The organism is Undibacterium sp. Di27W, from assembly GCF_049340345.1.
GTDB lineage: Bacteria > Pseudomonadota > Gammaproteobacteria > Burkholderiales > Burkholderiaceae_D > Undibacterium.
Genome location: NZ_JBMPOS010000002.1, coordinates 162411 through 179358, shown reverse-complemented (window position 1 = coordinate 179358; position 16948 = coordinate 162411). Strand labels below are relative to the sequence as shown.

The 16948-nt window shown below is 52.6% G+C and carries 17 protein-coding genes; 4 read left to right on the top strand and 13 right to left on the bottom strand.

Annotation, left to right across the window (positions count from 1 at the left end):
- Positions 1-293: 293 nt before the first annotated feature.
- From pbpC to ACO0LF_RS05590, 3 genes are all read left to right on the top strand, one after another.
- Positions 294-2663 (top strand): penicillin-binding protein 1C, encoded by a 2370-nt coding sequence (pbpC, locus tag ACO0LF_RS05600; RefSeq protein ID WP_423012764.1) that lies wholly within the window; start codon positions 294-296, stop codon positions 2661-2663.
- A gap of 90 nt (positions 2664-2753) precedes the next feature.
- Positions 2754-3080 carry a hypothetical protein gene (locus tag ACO0LF_RS05595; protein WP_423012762.1) on the top strand — a complete coding sequence of 109 codons (327 nt, stop codon included), beginning with the start codon at positions 2754-2756 and terminating at the stop codon, positions 3078-3080.
- A 107-nt stretch (positions 3081-3187) separates the two neighbouring features.
- Positions 3188-3865 (top strand): DUF2314 domain-containing protein, encoded by a 678-nt coding sequence (locus ACO0LF_RS05590; RefSeq protein ID WP_423012760.1) that lies wholly within the window; start codon positions 3188-3190, stop codon positions 3863-3865.
- 152 nt (positions 3866-4017) lie between these two features.
- Here the strand turns inward: ACO0LF_RS05590 and ACO0LF_RS05585 are convergent, their stop codons facing one another.
- The 5 genes from ACO0LF_RS05585 to ACO0LF_RS05565 form a co-directional block, all read right to left on the bottom strand.
- Positions 4018-4389 (bottom strand): hypothetical protein, encoded by a 372-nt coding sequence (locus tag ACO0LF_RS05585; RefSeq protein ID WP_423012758.1) that lies wholly within the window; start codon positions 4387-4389, stop codon positions 4018-4020.
- A gap of 181 nt (positions 4390-4570) precedes the next feature.
- Positions 4571-5797 (bottom strand): hypothetical protein, encoded by a 1227-nt coding sequence (locus ACO0LF_RS05580; protein ID WP_423012756.1) that lies wholly within the window; start codon positions 5795-5797, stop codon positions 4571-4573.
- 188 nt (positions 5798-5985) lie between these two features.
- Positions 5986-6444, bottom strand: coding sequence for a GNAT family N-acetyltransferase (locus ACO0LF_RS05575; RefSeq protein WP_423012754.1), 459 nt, complete (start codon positions 6442-6444; stop codon positions 5986-5988).
- A gap of 1 nt (position 6445) precedes the next feature.
- Positions 6446-7507 carry a serine hydrolase domain-containing protein gene (locus ACO0LF_RS05570; protein ID WP_423012752.1) on the bottom strand — a complete coding sequence of 354 codons (1062 nt, stop codon included), beginning with the start codon at positions 7505-7507 and terminating at the stop codon, positions 6446-6448.
- Between the two features lie 75 nt (positions 7508-7582).
- On the bottom strand, positions 7583-8665 hold the full coding sequence (locus tag ACO0LF_RS05565; RefSeq protein ID WP_423012750.1) for a DJ-1/PfpI family protein: 1083 nt from the start codon (positions 8663-8665) through the stop codon (positions 7583-7585).
- An 82-nt stretch (positions 8666-8747) separates the two neighbouring features.
- Between ACO0LF_RS05565 and ACO0LF_RS05560 the strand changes: the two genes are divergently transcribed.
- Entirely contained in the window at positions 8748-9743 is a 996-nt protein-coding gene (locus ACO0LF_RS05560; RefSeq protein WP_423012748.1) for a GlxA family transcriptional regulator, read from the top strand.
- A 23-nt stretch (positions 9744-9766) separates the two neighbouring features.
- Here the strand turns inward: ACO0LF_RS05560 and ACO0LF_RS05555 are convergent, their stop codons facing one another.
- From ACO0LF_RS05555 to ACO0LF_RS05520, 8 genes are all read right to left on the bottom strand, one after another.
- Positions 9767-10552 (bottom strand): LytR/AlgR family response regulator transcription factor, encoded by a 786-nt coding sequence (locus tag ACO0LF_RS05555; protein ID WP_423012746.1) that lies wholly within the window; start codon positions 10550-10552, stop codon positions 9767-9769.
- Between the two features lie 4 nt (positions 10553-10556).
- Positions 10557-11738 (bottom strand): sensor histidine kinase, encoded by a 1182-nt coding sequence (locus ACO0LF_RS05550; RefSeq protein WP_423012744.1) that lies wholly within the window; start codon positions 11736-11738, stop codon positions 10557-10559.
- A 57-nt stretch (positions 11739-11795) separates the two neighbouring features.
- Complete coding sequence (locus ACO0LF_RS05545; protein ID WP_423012742.1) at positions 11796-13265, bottom strand: carotenoid oxygenase family protein; 1470 nt, start codon at positions 13263-13265, stop codon at positions 11796-11798.
- Between the two features lie 13 nt (positions 13266-13278).
- The gene (locus ACO0LF_RS05540; RefSeq protein WP_423012740.1) at positions 13279-13704 is read right to left on the bottom strand and encodes a DUF2141 domain-containing protein; all 426 of its coding nucleotides are present in this window, start codon (positions 13702-13704) and stop codon (positions 13279-13281) included.
- A gap of 330 nt (positions 13705-14034) precedes the next feature.
- The gene (locus ACO0LF_RS05535) at positions 14035-14778 is read right to left on the bottom strand and encodes a LytR/AlgR family response regulator transcription factor (RefSeq protein WP_423012738.1); all 744 of its coding nucleotides are present in this window, start codon (positions 14776-14778) and stop codon (positions 14035-14037) included.
- A gap of 16 nt (positions 14779-14794) precedes the next feature.
- Entirely contained in the window at positions 14795-15850 is a 1056-nt protein-coding gene (locus ACO0LF_RS05530; RefSeq protein ID WP_423012736.1) for a sensor histidine kinase, read from the bottom strand.
- Between the two features lie 147 nt (positions 15851-15997).
- A complete protein-coding gene (locus ACO0LF_RS05525; RefSeq protein WP_423012734.1) occupies positions 15998-16498 on the bottom strand; it encodes a cupin domain-containing protein in 501 nt (166 codons plus the stop codon).
- Between the two features lie 27 nt (positions 16499-16525).
- Positions 16526-16942 (bottom strand): carboxymuconolactone decarboxylase family protein, encoded by a 417-nt coding sequence (locus ACO0LF_RS05520; protein ID WP_423012732.1) that lies wholly within the window; start codon positions 16940-16942, stop codon positions 16526-16528.
- Between the last annotated feature and the right edge of the window lie 6 nt (positions 16943-16948).

The following is a 16948-nucleotide window of genomic DNA, read 5'->3' as shown; positions in this document are numbered from 1 at the left end:
GGCGGCCGAATTCCTTTATTTGCTTCACCAAAGAAAGGCGACCGCAGACTCGCCCTTCGGGTGCTTACGCTACGCTTCAGCATAATTTGTGCTTCACAAAAAATGGGAAGATCCGAAACTCGCTTCGCTCAAACATCGGCTCTTCTGATTCCATTTTCTGTGAAGCACAAATTACATCGTCCCAAGCGGTTGAAGATCAAAAACAGGGTAATTTGATCATTATAAAAATAACGCCATATCCCGTTCTTTTATCTTATTTTTCCTGAATGCGTTTCTAATAAAGACCTACCCGAATGACGCTCAATCTCAAGAAGTACACCAACTTCACTTTCCTGCGTAAAGTCCTGCTCACGCATAAAAAGAAATGCGCAGCAATCATCATCGTCGCCCTGACCTTCATCATCGCCGACCTCTGCTTCCCTCTTCCCAAACCCGGTCGCGATTCCCCTTACGCCATGGTAGTCCTGGCCCGCGACGGCACGCCTTTACGCGCCTTCCCTGACAAGGACCACATCTGGCGTCATGCCATCAGTCTGCAGGAAGTTTCGCCCTATTATGTCGATGCGCTGACGCAGTATGAAGACAGGGCTTTCTGGTGGCACCCTGGTGTCAACCCGCTGGCATTGACGCGGGCAGCCTGGCAGTGGGTGCACAATGGCAAGATCGTATCCGGTGGGTCCACCATCACCATGCAGGTGGCGCGCATCATCGACCCTACACCACATACCCTGCGTGGCAAGCTCAAACAGATTGCACGCGCCCTGCAACTGGAAGCGCATTATTCGAAAAAAGAAATCCTGACCCTCTACCTCAACTATGCCCCCATGGGTGGCGTGCTCGAAGGTATGGAAGCAGCCAGCCGCGCCTACCTCGGAAAACCTGCCAGCCGCCTCACGCATGCCGAGGCCGCGCTGCTGACGGTGCTGCCGCAATTACCCTCAGTCTTGCGGCCTGACCGTTATCCACAACGTGCGCAGGTGGCGCGTGACAAGGTGATACGCCGCATGGATGGCAACTGGAGCAAGGACATCATTGCCGATGCCCTGACCGAGCCTGTTACGGCGCAGGTAGTGCGTGAGCCTCTACTTGCCCCTTTGCTGGCACTGCGTATGAAGCAGCAGGCCAGGCATAGCAAAAACCAGCAAGCCGTCATCCAGACCACGGTTGATACGGCAATCCAGCAAACGCTGGAAACCCTGCTGGCTGACCGCATACGACAATTGCCGCCACATGTGTCGATGGCTGCGATGGTAATGGACAATGCCAGCTTTGAAGTGCTGGGCTATGCTGGCTCGGCAGATTTTAGTGATCGTGAGCGTTTCAGTGATGTTGATATGGTGCGGGCTGCACGCTCACCAGGTTCTGCCCTGAAACCATTCTTGTATGCATTTGCACTTGATGAAGGTCTGATCCATTCAGAATCTTTATTGTCCGATACACCGCAATCTTTTTCTGGTTACCAGCCTGGTAATTTCCAGCAAAATTTCAGTGGCCCGGTCAGTGTGTCTGAAGCCCTCGTAAAATCCCTGAATGTACCGGCTGTCGAAGTACTGGAACAACTGGGTTCATCGAACTTTGTCTCCATGCTCAGGCGTGGTGGCTTGAAGCTGGAATTCCCGCGTGGCGCGACTCCTAACCTCAGCGTGATACTTGGTGGTGCAGGAGCAAAACTCGAAGACATGGTCGGTGCCTATTCTTCCCTGGCACGTAAGGGCATGGCCGCCGTACCGCGCATGACACCAAACGCGCCACACAAGGAACAAAGAATGATGAGTGAAGGTGCCGCCTTCATCGTGCGCGACATACTGGAAACTGGCGGGCCAGTGGCGCGTGCCGTAGAAGGCAATGGCAGCTACCGTGGCATCGCCTGGAAGACCGGCACCAGCTTTGGTTTTCGCGATGCCTGGGCAGTTGGCGTCAGCAAGCGCTACACCATAGGCGTCTGGGTAGGGCGGCCAGATGGCACACCCAATCCCGGCTTCTTTGGTGCAAATGTGGCAGCCCCCTTGCTGGTGGATATTTTTACCGCCATACCCGATGGCCGCAACACCAGCCCGGATGTGCCGCCAGCCACCGTCAGCCAGGAAAAAATCTGCTGGCCGCTGGGTACTCGCGCCAGCGAACAAGTAGAAAAACTCTGCCCGCTGCAACGCACCGCATGGATATTGAATGGCGCAGCGCCACCCAGTTTTGCCGACCGCCTGAAAACCGCTTCGCCCATATTCACTTACTTTGTCGATAGCCAGAGCGGCCTGCGGGTCGCCCCCGAATGCAGCAAACGCTCCATGGACAAATTGCAGGCCGCCCGCTGGCCCTCCGCCCTCGAACCCTGGCTGGACGCAGGACTGCGCAAAGTCGCCCTGCCACCTGCCTGGGCAACAGAGTGCGCAGCGATCTACAATGCTGATGAGAGCATCAAGATAGTCGGCCTTAGCGATGGCGAAACCCTGCACAGGGCCAGCGACAAGGAAGTGCCCAAAGCCAGGCTGGAAATTCGTGGCTCACAGGCCGAAGTCAGCTGGATGGTGAATGGCCATCTTGTATCGAACAAGCTGGCGAACCAGTCTCAGATCATAGAATTTCCTGAGGCCGGGCGCTATGATATTACTGCTTTTGATGCTTATGGAAGATATGACAGGATCAGTGTGAGCGTGACAAAGTAAAGCTAGGTAAAGAAGTGCCTGTCTTCACTTTTTCTTCATAATTTTTGCTTAAGATCTATTCTGTCCTCAACACCATTGAAAGGAAACAGAATGAAAAGCTTACTCACCCTGGCACGTGCCAGTATATTCATGACTGCATTGGCTGCCAGCCTGTTCGCCCATGCCCAGCCACCCGGCGGCGACCAGAAAAAACCGCCAGAAGCAGGCAGAGACGACAGGCCACCGCGTGAGCCGCCACCACAAGCCTATGAAGATTGCAAAGGCAAGAAAGAGGGCGCTGTCGTGCAAATCACCACGCCACGCGAAGGCAAGATTTCTGCGACTTGCACCAATTCACCCAAGGGCCTGTTTGCCCGCCCTGAAAGGCCACCACACCCGCCAGAAGGCAAAGAAAATAATCCGCAAGCAAAGAAATAATTTGTCACAACAAGTCTCCTTTCTTTACATGTCTGACCCCGTCAGGGCAGGTTTGCCAGAGTAGAATTTCTACATTGGCAAATCTGCAGCCATGCTGAAAGAAAACCATGAGTGAAGAGCAACTGATTCCCGTTTTTATTCCCGCCCTGATTGCCCTGCTGGTGCATGCAGAAGACAGCAAAGGTGAGCCCCTGACGCATGCACAAGTGCTGAACATACGCGATTACGCGAATGTCATGATGATGGAAAAACCCCATGCAGATGCACTCGATGAATCTCGCGGCTACGACGACATAGACCCGGAAAACTGCTGGTATGACTGGCAGATGAGCAGAAGGAAAATGGGCCGCCAGCCTGATCTTGATCCCGGTGCCAGGATCAGCATGAGCAAGACCGATGACGAGGACATGCAGCGAGCATTTGCCCAGGCACAACTATCCCTGCCCCAATTTCGCCAGCTGATTTACAGCAACACTGCCAGAGAATTCCACCCCCTCGTCAAAACCAAGTTCGTATTAGCCAATGGCAATATCTTCGTATGGCTACTGGTGCTCGAAAGTAATACAGAAGGTTTTCTTGCAGAATTATTTGAGTTGCCGCAAGCCCTGGCAGACTATGAAATCGGCGACAGCTTCCAGGTCACCGACGATGCCGTTGTCGACTGGATGATCAACCACGACGGCAAACTGCACGGTGGTTACACCATACGCGCCCACAGGGAGACGCTCGATGCTTTGGAACAGGAAAAACTGGACAGGCATCTGGGAGTTAGTCGCTACCTGTGAAAGCCATAATTCACTTAACGAACTTGGCTGGGCAAACAGTTCCACCATCTTCTAATGAGACCAGGCCTTTTGAATACTTATAGCGTTTAGGTGCGATTAGAGCAAAGTAATCGCACGCATGGTGCCAAGCGGCCCTGATCGTCGATTTCATCTTAAGAACCCACATGACCATCAAATATTGCCTTGGCTTCCATATAGGACAAGTCGAATGTAAGTCTAAGCATTCTAATTGCACGCAATTCATGAAGCCCTTCGCACTTGGTGACATCAATCAATTGCGTGGGAGATAATCCAAATTGGTGTAGCAATCTATATGTGTCGTAATTTGTTGGATCAGTGTCCCAGATTTTTCTTGAAGGAGCCTCTTCTTCCACATTGGGTGAGGTTGTTGATAACTCCAAATCAGTGAGAAGTGCCTTGATCATTTCCGCTTGATCGATTACATACTGGTCTGAATGTTTTTGTAATCTGTCCAGGGCATAAAAGATGTTTGCCTTACAGACCGAGCGCATTACGTCATTCATATTTTCCCCTATGTTGAATCCCGCGTAGGTGCAATTAGCGCAACGTAATCACACGTATGTCACGCTGTAAGATATTATTACTCATCCTTTGAAAACCATTCGTCCGAATACGCTAGCTATTCGCACCTCCGTGGTCTGTATCAATGCGGGAATTACTCCAAACTTATTTCCAAGGTTCCAATCATATACGCTTTAGCATGTTATAAACCACAGGAGTGAATGTGCCGCTATCTCCGTCATCAAAATTAATATGAATCCGAGTTCCAAAACATTGCCCCGTTATTTTTGATATGACGCCCTGTTGTTTCATCGGGATATGTTCAATACGTGTTCCAACCGGCATACTTGATGGGTCATAGGGATATTTTTGATGAATTTCCGGCGAGACTGGATTCTTCACATCATATTTTCGAAGAAAATCACGAAGCCTGAAAAATTTATCCTGCTCTTCGGATTTTTTATTAGCGGTTTCAGCGTCTAGCTGCTGCACCAAATTCTCAAAACATGGATCATCAGCCAAACGGGCGATGATCAGTCTTCGCAGCGGATCGATTTTCACAGAAGGTATCGCGTTGTTATAAATCGCTTCGTTGATCCGCATTACATCAGTACACCAGTCGAGTTGGGGGATGATTTTTTTCAGAATGACTGGAGCCAATCTGGTGATACAGTGTTTGATTTCTTGATCGGTTCCCGCTGGAAAAACGATCGATGACTTATCATTCACAATCCAGCTAAGAAAAGTGCTGAAGGTATTAATTTTTCGGTAGAGATCAGGATCTTCAGGTAAAAAAAGTGGATTGTATATCCGCTGTACTTCGTCTATTTTTACAGGACAGTAGAAATCATCTATTTCACCACGAATAAACATAGGGCTAATACGTTGAATACCGTCTGGTAATCGGCGTATCAGTTTAATTTTATCATCGGAAACAGTAAATCCACTATTGCTCAGAAACGGGTGAAGAGCAATATTGACAGCAATTTTCTTCTCAGTGATGGAAAGTATTTCTGGTCGCGACGCCATTTGGGATAACTCGACGCTACTAAATGGTGGAACTACTCTGCCTGATGAAAAGTAGTCTCTCCCTTCTTGCATGTCGTGCACATTTAAACCCAACTCTTTTGCTGTACTTACAATAAATCGACATATGGAACGGTTGGGGGTGGCAACACCAAGCACAAAAACTGCTGACCCAAGCTTCCCGTCTATAAAACCATCAGTCCAAATACCGGTTTCTTCCTCCTCATCATCGTCATAGGGATAGCGTTGCATCAGTTTGCTGGCAAATTCAATGAATTTGGGATTTTGCCGTGAACGATTCTGTGATATCAAATCAAGCAGTCTGGGGATATCCTTAACATTGGCAGGCTCAGGGCCTTCCCAAATATGCATGACATAGCTCATGAACTATCTATCCTAATTTTTTATTTGGTCAATTTATCAATGCAAATAGTAAAGCATAAAAATCTATATTGGCATGATGTGCAGATACGATTAGCCCGAGTAAATGCGACTAATATAACGTAATCGCACGCATGTCCAGCCTGCAAGTACTACCGGGCTTTTTAAAATCATGCATGCGAATACGCAAGCTATTCGCACCTGCTTGTATCAGCCTGTGGATAACGCAGATAATAATTATCAAATTCAGTTATCTCGCGTAAAACAAAGCCATGTCGAATATAAAAACGGTTGGCATCACTGTCACGCAAGGCGCCTACGTGGATGATCTTTCCCATTGCATCGGCTTCTGCCAGCACCAACTTTATGACTGCGCTACCCAGACCACGTTGCTGAAAATCTGGATGCAGGTAAAAATGATCCAGCAAGAGATCATTGTCCTTTGGACGCAGCACTAAAAACCCGGCGAGCAAACCATCCAGTTTGATGAGCCTGGTGCATTCAGCTACAAAATTTTGCAGCAGGCGCTGCCGTGCTCTTTCTGTATCAAAGCGCCCTATGCGCTCAAGACTTGGGCGCATGGCGAGGACGCGCAGTTCTGCCAACTGCGCAGCATCATTGGGCGTGCAAGGTTCAAGTTTTAAATTCATATCACGAACAATTTTCTGTCAGCAATTTCGCCATGTGGATAAACGCATTCTTACCCACTTTAGGTTGATCCCATTTGCCATCCACAGGCACGCGGCGCTGGTGGGCGATCACCATATCCAGCCTGGGGATAACCAGCAAGTATTGCCCGTGCAAACCCCAGGCCATGTAGGCGCCTTGCAATGGTGAGTCGCTGGGTTCTTCGAGCACCCACCACATATAGCCATAGGCGACATGGCGTGCTGCTGTGCTGGCAGGGTGCATGTCGGATGAAGGTGTATAAAAACTGGTGGTCACGCGCATCCAGTCTGCTGGTATCAACTGCCTGCCATTCCAGTTACCTGCATGCAGGGTCAGCAAGCCTATGCGGGCCATGTCTCTGGTGGACAGGAAAAAGTGATAGGGCAGGTGGTTGGATTTGCTTTTGTCGCCAAATTTCTTTTGGGCGCTGAGTTTGTAGTCTTGCAGTTGCAGGCTTTGCGCGATGTCTTCATCGAACAATTGATAGATGCTTTTGTGGGTGGCGTTTTCCAGCAGAGTGCCAGCGACATTGAAGTCCCAGTTGTTATACAGAAAATAGCTGCCCGGTGTTTGTGTACCACGTGCGGGTGCACTGGCCAGATCATCGCCACTATTGGCGGCGGCATGAAAAACCCCTGAGCGTGCAGTCAGCAGATCACGCACTCTGGCCTGTTTTTCTGCAGGCAAGAGGCCACCAACATCGTCGATATTGGCAGTCTCCAGGGTCTGGTCAAGATTGATAGTCCCATTCGCGACGTATTTACCATACAGCATGGACAAGATGCTTTTGCGTTGTGACTCTATGATGCTTGGCACATCGGTCTTACCGTAGCTATACAGGATGCGACCATCCTTGATGGCGAGCAGAGCTGTGGTGGCTTGCCTTTGCACATAGCTATCGAGTTCAGTCTGGCCCTGTTTGCATTGTGCAGTGGTGCTGGCAGTCACCTCCCATTCTTTGCCAGGAAAAACTGTGGCGGCATTGGCCGTCAGTGCAAAGCACATCAAGAGTATTGCCAGCAATTTGAATCTGTAAGCAAACATGGTCGTCCCTTTGCGTTAACACAGCAATACTTGACCAGTTTACAATAAGTTGGTTCAGCTTCATGATGTATCTTACTATTGCGGATATTCCATAAAGGTACTGACCATGGCCCTGGTCGCCAGCCCATAGGCCTTGCCTATTTCTTGCAGAGCCTGGTCCATGGCTCTTGCCGGAGCTATCTCTGTCAGCCAGTTGTGTTCTTTTTTGATCCTGTCCATGCCAGCTGCATCGGCCACGGCATCCGGCAGCAGTTGCAGACCATAACGCGACTTCACAGCCTGCATGCTGCTGGCATAGGTTTTGACTTGCGAACGGTAGGTACGCGACCAGACATCGGCATACAGGGCCAGGGCGATGTCGTTGACACCTGCGCTCAGCGGCAGCGCGATTTCTTCATGTGACCAGAAACGCAGCCAGTTGCCTGCAATGGTCGTAGCATGGGCAAAACTCATTTTGAATTGCTGGCTGTCATGTGTGGATAAGTAATCTTTTATCCCCAGCTCACTGGCGAGAGCTGTGGCGCGCTCGTGACCCGCAATGGACGCGACCAGGGCCAGTGACGCGGGCAGAGATGCTGTCACGCCTGTCGTGGTGATGATCTTGCCATCGGCGAGGTAACGCTGGTTGCGCACCCAGGTCGTGGCGGGAAATTGTTTTTGCAGGCCACCCATGGAATACCAGAAACCCACGGCACGGCGCTGCTCCAGCAAACCCGCATGGGCCAAAACCCAGACGCCGTCACAGATACCAACGATGATAGCCCCTTTGGCAGCCTGCGCCCTGACCCAGTTTTGCAGTACCGCCGCCTGCACATTATGCAGAGCCGGGACGATGACATAGTCCGCCCCTTGTGGATAAGTCTGGTCAAATCCTGCCATTGTCGTCTCCGCCTGCATCTTGAGTGCAGGGTAGAGATTGACCACGCCGCTGCCGGTTGCCACGGACAAGACTTGCGCCGCACCTGAGGCCTTGAGCACGGCATAGGGCACGACAAAGTCGGTCAACTCGGTCATTTCATTATCGGCGACCACGGCGATGAGGGGTTGCTTGCGGCCAAAACGCGCCTGATAGTCAGGTAAAGGCGTGGACAGGCTATCTGCAATAGCCAGGGAAAAGCTCAGGGCCAGGAACAGGAAGAGCAGGATTTTTGTTTTCATCAGTACACCGGGGATTTATGCACAGGCACACTATAATCATCAACATCTTGGCCGTAGTGCCAATCTTGTCGCAAATTCAGCCATGGATAAACATACCCGCACCATCGTCTTCATTACCCTGGCTGGCGTACAAAGCCTGGACCTGAGTGGCCCCATGGAAGTGTTTGCCGTGGCCAACCAGCACAAACCATCAGCCATGCCAGCCTATCGCCTGATAGTTGCCAGCCCGCATGGTGGTGTCATCACCACCCACGCCGGGCTGGAAATACATGGGGTATGCGCACTCAGGGATTTGCCAGCAGAGATTGATACCATCATTGTCACTGGCGGCAGCGAGGCTGCGATGCGCGAAGCGGCTAAGGAGAATATTCTGCTACCCTGGCTGCGAGCACGCAGCAAAAATACCCGTCGTATTGCCAGCGTTTGCATAGATGCGCTGGTACTGGCTGCTGCCGGTTTGCTCAATGATCGCCGTGCTACCACGCACTGGAATAGCTGCGCGCTATTGCAAAAGCTTTTCCCTCAGGTCAAGCTCGATGCTGATGCGATTTTCACTGCTGACGGCCCCATCTACACTTCGGCAGGTGTCACAGCTGGCATAGACCTGTGCCTGTCGCTGCTGGAAGCTGATGGTGGCCCGGCACTGAGTCTGGCGGTGGCGCGTGAGCTGGTGCTGTATATGCGCCGCGCTGGTGGGCAATCGCAATACAGTCATACCCTGCAAAGCCAGGTTTCATCACAAAACCAGAGCAACTCGCGCCTGCAACAATTAGTCAATGAGATACTGGCCCAGCCTGCTGGTGACTTGCGCACGCCAGCACTGGCGGCGCGAGTGCACATGAGCGAGCGTAATTTCTCGCGCATCTTCCAGCAAGAAACCGGCAGCACGCCAGCGCGTTTTGTCGATGCCGCCCGACTGGAATTCGCCAAGAATTTGTTGATCACGACCAGCTGGCCCCTGGCCAGGATAGCCGACCATTCAGGCTATAGCAGCCTCGATACCCTGCACCGCAGCTTCATGAAACATCTGGGGACAACACCGGGATTTTTCAGGGACAGGTTTGGCAGTGTGGTTTGATATCCGTCCTCATCGCACCGAGGCTACATCTGCTTGAACAAATGCAGATAAGCACGGCTGACCAGTAATTCTTCGGGTCGCTCTTTGAGTTTGAGCAGGGTGCGTCCACGAAAATCACGCGTGGTGCCTGCTATGTGTTTGACGGCGACTATCGTGCCGCGATGTACTTGCCAGAAGCGGCTGCTGTCCAGCCCATCCAGCAATTCCCTGAGCGGCATGCGTATCAGCGATTCGCCTGTGTCTGTAAAGACAGACACGTATTTGTCGTTCGCCTCGAAATAAACCACCTCATCAATGGAAATCAGCCGGGTGTCATTGCCGTTTGCGGCACGTATCCAGTCAAGACGGCTTGCTGCGGGGGCTTGATGCATCGCTGTCATGGATGACATGGCGGACATGAGTCTGGCAAGCACATCTGCAGCAGGTGTTGCCCCATATGTTGCTGCAAGCTGGCGTTTGAGTTTTTCTATGCAGCGCCCCAGTCGCTCCCTGGTCGGTGGCTTGAGCAGGTAATCGACAGCCTCGCGTTCGAAGGCATCGACTGCATACTGGTGGTATGCGGTCACAAAAACCATCAGCGGTGCAGTATTCGCAGCTTGCAATTGACTGGCCAGTTCCAGCCCGCTCATGCCCGGCATGCGAATATCCAGAAAGGCGATGGAAGGTGAGAGTTCGTTGATCAGGCGCAAGGCATCTGCACCATTGTAGGCCTCGGCGATAATCTTCAGTTCAGGCCAGAGCACTGCCAGCTCGGCTTTCAAAAAATTGACGAGGGTGACTTCATCGTCTGCTATGAGTGCGGTAGGCATGTATTTATCGTGACGTAAATTCAGGTGGCAAGGGCAGATGCAGGCTCACGCTGACGCCGCCTGCGGAATTTTCCGTGATGCTCAGGCTGCCTTGCTTGCCATACAGTGCGGCTATGCGTTCACGCAAGTTAGCCAAACCTACTCCGCCACCTGGCTTGCTGCTGGCAACCGTCTGGAAACCCACGCCGGTATCACTGATAGTGACATGCAGATGATCTTTCTCTACGTGCGCGTTCAACAGGATTTCGCCACCTTCTATCTTGGGTTCCAGGCCATGGCTGATGGCGTTTTCAACGACAGGCTGCAAGAGCATGGGCGGGATGGACAGGCTGGCGGCCTGGTCTGACATTTCAATGCGGTAGCGCAGGCGTTCACCCATACGCAGCTTCATCAGCTCCAGATAAGCACTGATCGTATCGATCTCGCCCTGCAGCAGAGTATCGCTGTCACGACTGGCCGATAATGTGGCGCGCAGGTAGTCGATGAGGCGTTCGAGCAAGAGGCGGGCGCGTGCCGGATCCGGCTGTATCAGGCCTACTGCATTGGCCAGGGTGTTATACAGGAAATGCGGCTCTATCTGCGCCTGCAGCATGCGTAGCTGCGCCTCAAGCGCGCGGCGCTCGGATTCCAGGGCGCGTTGCTGTTCTGTGGCGATTTTTTCCTTGTCCTGTAACTCACGCTCCCGTATCAGATAGGCAAATAGCAGCACACAGGAAACCAGTACGGAAACAATGGCGAAATTAAAAATGACACCCGGCTGGAAAAAATGCAGATGCAGCGCAGCCGGATTGATGAGTACGACGGCCAGAAAATAGCCAGCAAACACACCGCAGCCAGGTACGATGAGGTAATAGGCAGCCCACTTCCAGCCACGAATCTTCTCCAGCCCAGGCCCAAGCAAAAAAGAGCTGATTGCGAACAAGATATGGATGGAATAGGAGATCGACATCGCGATGACAAAATTATTCCACAACTGCGCCATCAACTGGTCACGCGACAGGTTATACGCATACAGGGCAAAGAAAAACAGGGCAAAACCCAGGCCCAGCATGAAGGTATAGACGAGGTCGCGCAAAATACCCGGCTGCCAGCGGCGAAAGTAGGGGATCAATGCAAGCGGATGGTCGTTGGCCTCTTGTTTGCGAAGTGAGAGGCTGACCGGGTTGGCAGGTGCGGGTTTCATCATGACAGTCTAAACAGGTGGGCAGGGGCTGACAAGCCTGGCCCCTGCTTAGGGACAAACTCAGGCCGCCAAAAAATTACCATGAAAGCATAGCGGTGCCGCATAGGGCAGGCGTGCCCTGGCCACCGGGCCTTGTGACAAATGCCCACCGTCAAACACGCTCAGCGCCGTCTGCGACTTTCTCACATCGTAAGCCACGCCCAGCAACCACACACCCTTGCCGCCCTGCTTGGGTACAGGTATGTGTTCTTCGACTACCCAGCCCTGGCCATAGTTGTATCTGTCGTGACGGCCAGTTTCCATATCAATGCTGGCGATGCCTGTCATGCCAAATTCTGGCGATTTGTCGCCGGTGGTCACGAAGAGCTGGCGATTGCGCAAACCCATATCGACTGGTGATACGCGGGGAAATTCTGTCACGCTCATCAGTTTTTCGCTGCGTGTCGTGCCCTGGTTCAGATCCAGGGTGATGAGCACAGTATCTGCATTCTGCAGCTTCCCGGTGTCGCCCCGCATGATGCTACCGAGGCCCCTGAGGCTGCTGTCGTCTGCCGCCATGCTGGCATCGAGGCGGATGGTATTGCCTTCGTCCCAGCCATTACCTGAGTGAAAGACCATGCCTGCGGGCATTTCTATAATGCGGCGCAGGCTGAAATCTGCACGGTCCACCACCACCGCACGCATGGGGCGCTGGCCATTCCAGACATGTGAGCCCAGATAGCTCTGGTCTGGTGAATTGCGCAAATCAAACGGTGGCACCAGGAAGACCATGTACTTTGCCGTTAACACGAAATCATGCACCATGGGCAATTGCGGCACATTGACCATGCCGAACTTGCCCAGGCTGCCGTCGGCATCTATGCGCCACAACAGCAGTTTGTTGGCACCCGGTGCGACGCCAAAATTCCACAGCACACCATCTGGTGAAATCCTGGGATGAGCAGAAAATGGCATGGCAGCCAGATCATCGCGCCAGGTCTTGATACCCTCGGTCGCCAGGCTGGCCGGATTGAGCTCTGTGGCCGAGCCGCCTTCCCATAAGGCATACAGCTTGCCTGCATGCGGCACGGCATTGGTGTTGGCGGTATTGACCGTATCATTATTGCCAACTGGTCTGCGGCTGATGCCGGTACCAAAGGCGGGATACAAAAACTGCCCTGCGGCTGATTCTTCGACAAATTTTTTGGTACGCACGAAATGCGCTTTATGCCGTACCCGGCCATGCTCCATTTGCCACGCATGTACCATGCCATCGCCGTCAAACCAGTGGTGATAGCGCTCATCACCCAGCTCAAAGCGCGCCGGGCCATTGCGGTAGAAGGTGCCGTTGAGACCGGCAGGCCAGCGACCTTCGACAACTGCCGTACCACCCGGCATATCTGCATCGTGGTTGCAGAGCACAGCAAGACGCTGGTGGGCTGGCAGGCTCGCCAGAAAGGCGTCCCTGGTTTCATCTGCATATGCCCCGGCTGGCAATGCGATGGCCGGCAGCGCTGCCAATGCACCGCGCAGAAAATGACGCCTGTCCATGACTCACCCTCCCTTAACGAAGTTTGATGCTGATGAGCTTGCCAGCATCTGACACTTGCACCAGCGCCTGGGCAAAGCTGGGTGGGCCGTAATTGCCTGCGGCATCGTTGCTGAAGCCATAAGGCTCGACCGGCATGCCTATGGGATTGGTATCGAGCTTGCCATTGCTGTTTTCATCCTGGAACACGCTGAGGGCATAATCGCCAGCCGGTAAACCGGCAATCAACAGTTTGACCTTGTCAGCCTGGGCATCGACAGCCGCTACCTTGAAAGGCTGTTTCAGGAAATTTTCTGACTTGTCATACACAGCGACCATGACCTTGCCCTTGGCACTCTTCAGACCTGTCACTTCTACCGTCAGCTCTGCTGCCTGCGCCATGCCAGTCACTGCGAATGCAACACTCGCCGCCAAAATCATAGATTGAAAATAGTGCTTCACCGTCTGTCTCCCGTAGTTTGCATCGCCGCTTGCGATACCCGTATCTTGCCGCGCCTGCGGCGGGCTTGCCGGGGTATGCGACGAAGGCAGACCCAGATGGCGCGAATTGCTTACCTGGTTCGCGAACTGCTTCAGGACTAAGAGAAACCATGCCCGTAGGAGCGGCTTTAGCCGCGAATGGTTGATACAGACGGGAATATGAGGTACGGCGTATTGTTCGCGGCAGAAGCCGCTCTTACGGGCATAGAAAATAGGATCATCGTCAATCAACAGAAAACCATCCCCAACCCAAGCTCCCTCCTTGAAGAGGAAGGAGCAAAGCCGCCAAACTCAGATGGACATATCCCGCAACATGCGCGAGGCTTCGCGGTTGGCCAGCAATTCGCTGCCATCACGCATATGCAGGCGTAATTGTGATTGCTCATCGGCCTTCATGGAGACCACGAAATCCAGGTTCACCAGCAACGAGCGGTGTATGCGTATGAAGCGTGCCGGATCTAGCCGGGTTTCCAGTTCGGTGATGCCCAGCCTGACCAGATGGGTCCGGTCGCCGACGATAATGGCAGTGTATTTGGCATCAGCCTTGAGATAAGCGATGTCATTCACATTGACCGGGAAGATATGGCCGCGGTCACGTACCAGGATGCGTTCCAGCCGCCCGCTGTCGCGACCGGCGGCCAGATTGAGGGCATGTTCCATGGCTTGCATGGATGGCGGCGCATCCAGCAAGCGGTCTACCGCGGCATCAAAACGTTCACGTGTAAATGGTTTGAGCAAATAATCGACCGCATGCAATTCAAAGGCGGTCACGGCATACTGGTCATAGGCGGTAGTGAAGACGATTTCTGGCAAATGGCTGAGACGGCGCAAGACTTCAAGACCTGTCATCTCGGGCATTTGTATATCCATGAAGACCACATCAGGTTTCAGCAGATTGATTTGCGTCAATGCCGTGACGCCATCGGCAGCTTCACCGATGAGGCTGAGTTCTGGCCTGTCGCTGACGGCATCGCGCAAGACTTCGCGGGCCAGGGGTTCATCTTCTGCGATGAAGGCGGTTTTAATTTTGCTCATGATTTGATCCTTGACCTCAGGTCGAAGAGATAGGTATCGTCAAGCATATTTCAAAACCCTGTCCAGGTGCAGTATTGATGTTGAAACTGGCGCGCCCGCCATATTCAAGATGCAGGCGGCGCTCTACAGTTTTTACACCTATACCACTGGACGCCTGTACTTCTGCCAGCTCAGCACCGGGGCCATCATCGCGGATGGTGATTTCCAGTTCACCATGCAGGGCCTTGAGTCTGGTCTTGATCAAAAGATTGCCAGGCTGGCTGCGCGGGTTGAATGCATGCTTGATGCTGTTTTCTACCAGTGGTTGCACTGTCAGTGCGGGCACGCCAAAGCCACCAGCCATTTCATCAAGTTGCCAGTCTACATTGAGCCTGTGACCCAGACGCAGGGCTTCCAGGTTCAGATAATCGCGGACAAAATTCAATTCATCTTCAAGAGCGACATGGGTATTACCGTTTTTTTCGGTATCAAGTACATAGCGCAGCATGTCAGAAAAACGGAAGAGTGCAGCTTCAGCCGCCTTGCCATCCTTGCGCATCAGGGCAATGATGGAATGCAGGGTATTGAACAAAAAATGGGGATTGAGCTTGTTGCGCAAGCTGGCCAGTTCTGCCACCACCAGCAAACCCTGGGCCTGGGCTGCTGCCAGCACTTGCAGGCGGCGCGCATCGCTGGAACGCACTGAATGAAAAATGCTGGCAACTACGCCATACATCATCAGGCTGTACAGGAAGGGCCAGATATACGCACTCAGGGGGCGAACTTTTTCGATTTCCTTGACATGCACGATCAATTGCATGAAACCGCTGACCAGGTAATGCCAGAAAAACCCAAAGGCCACACTCAGCAAAATATGGATGAACACGATGCTGAGCGGACGCAAAGCCTTGCGTTCCATCCAGGCAGTCAGGGGCCAGATAAAGGCCAGTGAGATAGCCGCAGGCAAGGTATTGAACTCTGAATTGATAGCCTGTTGCAGGTCAAATTGGCCAGTGGACAAGCCGTCTACCTGTATCGCCAAAGTAATCAGGATGGAATATGCTATCCATGCCAGGGTATAAAAAAGCCACATGCGGCGCATCTCTTATCCTTTTACGCTATCAAGACCAGGCAGAGTATCCGGCAATTCTTGCCGGACAGCTACTGTGATGACACCAAATGAGGAATTAGGGTGCTTAGTTGCAAAGCCTGCGCCACTGATTAAGCCCTTCCAGTCGTTTCAATCCTTCTCGCGCTCCCAATACTCCAGCGTCGCCGCCTTGTCATAACCTTCACCGGCCAGCACCACGCTGATACGATTGCTATCGGGATAAACAATCACGTCGTGGGGATTACGCTCACCGATGACCAGGTAACGGCAGACTACATCGGTATGATTGAACAAACTATGGCCTACCTTTTGTCCAGCCGGGAATACCATGTAATCACCAGCTTTCATGATGTAGGTCTCATCACCCATGCGCAGGGTCAGGCTGCCATCGAGCATCATCAATTGCTCTTCTTCCAGATAATGATAATGGTTGGGGCAGGCATGCTTGCCGGGCGCCAGTTCTTCCATGCACACGCCTACGTGCTGGCAGCCGCCATATTGGCCCAGCTGGCGATAACGTGAACCAAAACTCTGCCCGTGGGAATATTCATCCCAGGGTACATCCTCCACTGCAAACGGACGGCTTACTCCATCCTCAGTGAGTGCGATTGCTTTTCTGCTCGCTGTCATATCTGCTTCCTTAGAAATATCAGGTGGCTATGTGTGGTCAGTCTGGTCTGCATCTATCTTGCCCATTTCCAGTAAAACCTCATGGGCAGAACGGTACGCATCGATGGCCAGCGGCATGCCGCAATACACGCTGGCATGTAATAGTACTTCTTGTATTTCTTTCATGCTGGCGCCGTTATTGACAGCACCGCGTACATGGCCCTTGATCTCGTGCGCGCGCCCCAGAGCCGTCAGCATGGAGAGGGTAATCAGGCTGCGGGTTTTCAAATCCAGGCCATCACGGCACCAGACCGTACCCCAGGCATTGCGGGTGACAAATTCCTGCAAGGGTGCAGTAAAGGCATCGGTATTGCTAAATGCTTTTTCGACAAAGGCCTCGCCCATGACTTGCTTGCGTATTTGCAGGCCGTCTTGAAACTGCTGATCCATGTTGTTGGCTTTCATGCGCTT

Coding starts and splice junctions, on each gene's coding strand:
- pbpC (WP_423012764.1), top strand. CDS start 294: ATGACGCTCAATCTCAAGAAGTACACCAACTTCACTTTCCTGCGTAAA.
- ACO0LF_RS05595 (WP_423012762.1), top strand. CDS start 2,754: ATGAAAAGCTTACTCACCCTGGCACGTGCCAGTATATTCATGACTGCA.
- ACO0LF_RS05590 (WP_423012760.1), top strand. CDS start 3,188: ATGAGTGAAGAGCAACTGATTCCCGTTTTTATTCCCGCCCTGATTGCC.
- ACO0LF_RS05585 (WP_423012758.1), bottom strand. CDS start 4,389: ATGAATGACGTAATGCGCTCGGTCTGTAAGGCAAACATCTTTTATGCC.
- ACO0LF_RS05580 (WP_423012756.1), bottom strand. CDS start 5,797: ATGAGCTATGTCATGCATATTTGGGAAGGCCCTGAGCCTGCCAATGTT.
- ACO0LF_RS05575 (WP_423012754.1), bottom strand. CDS start 6,444: ATGAATTTAAAACTTGAACCTTGCACGCCCAATGATGCTGCGCAGTTG.
- ACO0LF_RS05570 (WP_423012752.1), bottom strand. CDS start 7,507: ATGTTTGCTTACAGATTCAAATTGCTGGCAATACTCTTGATGTGCTTT.
- ACO0LF_RS05565 (WP_423012750.1), bottom strand. CDS start 8,665: ATGAAAACAAAAATCCTGCTCTTCCTGTTCCTGGCCCTGAGCTTTTCC.
- ACO0LF_RS05560 (WP_423012748.1), top strand. CDS start 8,748: ATGGATAAACATACCCGCACCATCGTCTTCATTACCCTGGCTGGCGTA.
- ACO0LF_RS05555 (WP_423012746.1), bottom strand. CDS start 10,552: ATGCCTACCGCACTCATAGCAGACGATGAAGTCACCCTCGTCAATTTT.
- ACO0LF_RS05550 (WP_423012744.1), bottom strand. CDS start 11,738: ATGATGAAACCCGCACCTGCCAACCCGGTCAGCCTCTCACTTCGCAAA.
- ACO0LF_RS05545 (WP_423012742.1), bottom strand. CDS start 13,265: ATGGACAGGCGTCATTTTCTGCGCGGTGCATTGGCAGCGCTGCCGGCC.
- ACO0LF_RS05535 (WP_423012738.1), bottom strand. CDS start 14,778: ATGAGCAAAATTAAAACCGCCTTCATCGCAGAAGATGAACCCCTGGCC.
- ACO0LF_RS05530 (WP_423012736.1), bottom strand. CDS start 15,850: ATGTGGCTTTTTTATACCCTGGCATGGATAGCATATTCCATCCTGATT.
- ACO0LF_RS05525 (WP_423012734.1), bottom strand. CDS start 16,498: ATGACAGCGAGCAGAAAAGCAATCGCACTCACTGAGGATGGAGTAAGC.
- ACO0LF_RS05520 (WP_423012732.1), bottom strand. CDS start 16,942: ATGAAAGCCAACAACATGGATCAGCAGTTTCAAGACGGCCTGCAAATA.